Source organism: Virgibacillus carmonensis (genome assembly GCF_057836705.1).
The window spans coordinates 1-715 of the sequence record NZ_JBYQFJ010000152.1; the positions used below are offsets into that span (position 1 = coordinate 1).

At 39.7% G+C, this 715-nt stretch carries 2 protein-coding genes; both read right to left on the bottom strand.

Annotation, left to right across the window (positions count from 1 at the left end; all coding sequences use genetic code 11):
• On the bottom strand, positions 1–372 hold a 372-nt coding region (locus AC3G7N_RS21055; RefSeq protein WP_489424102.1), incomplete at its 3' end, for a cation diffusion facilitator family transporter.
• A gap of 12 nt (positions 373–384) precedes the next feature.
• Positions 385–696, bottom strand: a complete 312-nt coding sequence (locus tag AC3G7N_RS21060; RefSeq protein ID WP_089060503.1) for an ArsR/SmtB family transcription factor — start codon at positions 694–696, stop codon at positions 385–387.
• Positions 697–715 lie beyond the last annotated feature (19 nt).

Sequence of the window (715 nt, forward strand, 5' to 3'; positions counted from 1 at the left end):
AATGGTAAGCATTCCAGTTGATGCTACTTCTGGTGGGTTTGCAAAACGCTGGAATGCCTCATAAAAAATATAAATAGCGATGATGGTTAAGGTGACACCGTTAAAAAGCGCAGCCAGTATTTCAAATCGTTTGTAGCCATAGGTTTTACTGTAACTGGCAACTTTTTCACCCATAACAAATGCTAAAACGCCAACGCCTAATGATACGGAATCACTCAGCATATGCCCGGCATCAGACAGCAATGCTAAACTATTTGTGACAAATCCGCCAATTGCTTCAATAATCATGTATGCAGTTGTTATGATAAAACTGACTAGCAATGCTTTCTTGTTTGCTCCGTGTGTATGATCGTGTCCATGATCATGACCCATTCCGATTCCCTCCTAACTATGACATGCATGCTTTATTGTTTGGTTTAATACATTCATAACATGTTCGTCATCATGTGAATAAAACAACGTGGTGCCTTCCCGGCGGTATTTTACTAAACGCAAATTTTTTAAGAACCGTAATTGATGGGATACAGTTGACTGGCGAAGGTGTAAATTCTCGGCAATATCATTTACGGAGTACTCATTTTGAAAAAGCAAATGCAGTATCCTAATTCGAGTGGGGTCGCCTAGTGCTTTAAAGGTTTGTGACACTACGAACAGCGTTTCTTCATCCAAGGTTTTAATTGGTTCATTTTCGTCCATTATTTTACCCTCGCTTTCC